This window comes from Micromonospora sp. ZG13, from assembly GCF_059359355.1.
Genome location: NZ_JCADBQ010000053.1, coordinates 1 through 876, shown reverse-complemented (window position 1 = coordinate 876; position 876 = coordinate 1). Strand labels below are relative to the sequence as shown.

The 876-nt window shown below is 71.3% G+C and carries 1 protein-coding gene; it reads right to left on the bottom strand.

From position 1 onward, the window contains the following. Nucleotides 1–876, bottom strand: an 876-nt coding sequence (locus tag AC5L34_RS29505; protein WP_494827927.1) for an AMP-binding protein, incomplete at both ends; no start/stop codon positions are given.

Below are 876 nucleotides of genomic sequence, written 5' to 3'. Positions count from 1 at the left end.
ACGTTCTCGACCTCCGCCGGGTAGACGTTCTCCCCCGCCACGATGATCATGTCCTTGATCCGGTCACGGATGAACAGGTAGCCGTCCTCGTCGAGCACGCCCGCGTCGCCGGTGACGACCCACCCGTCGACCAGCGTCTTCGCCGTGGCCTCCGGCATGTTCCAGTACTCGACCATCGCCGCCGGCGTACGCAGCCAGACCTCGCCGACCTCGCCGGCCGGCAGCGGGTTGCCCTTGTCGTCGGCGACCTTGACCTCGAAGCCCGGGTAGGGGCGCCCGGCCGCCTGCATCTTGCCGCTCTCCGGAGTGTGGTCGGCCGGGGGCAGACAGATGGCCGTGTTGCCGGTCTCGGTCAGGCCGTAGATCTGGGCGAACTCGCAGCCGAAGCCCTCGATGCAGCGGGCCAGCAGCGCCGCCGAGATGGGCGCGCCGCCGTAGACCACCTTGCGGAGCGAGGCGAAGTCCGCCCTGGTGACGCCGGGCTCCACCAGCAGCAGCCGCAGCATCGCGGGCACCAGGATGGCGGTGGTGACGCGCAGCGTCCTGATCAGCTCGACCGCGCCCGCCGTGGTGAACTCGCGCATCACCACGTTGGGCACGCCCGCGACGAAACCCTGCGTCGCCCACCACAGGCCGCCGATGTGGAACCCGGCCATCCCGACGAGGCTGACGTCGCCCGGGCCCCAGTCGAGCCAGTTCAGCTCGGCCGAGGCCAGCGCGTCGCGGACGGCGAAGAAGCTGCGGTGGGCGAGGACGACGCCCTTCGGCAGGCCCGTGGTCCCGCTGGTGTACATCTGCACCAGCGGCGTGTCCGGGGTGACCCTGGTCAGGACGTTCGCGTCGGGCTGGGCCGACACCCAGGCCGCGAAGCCGGCC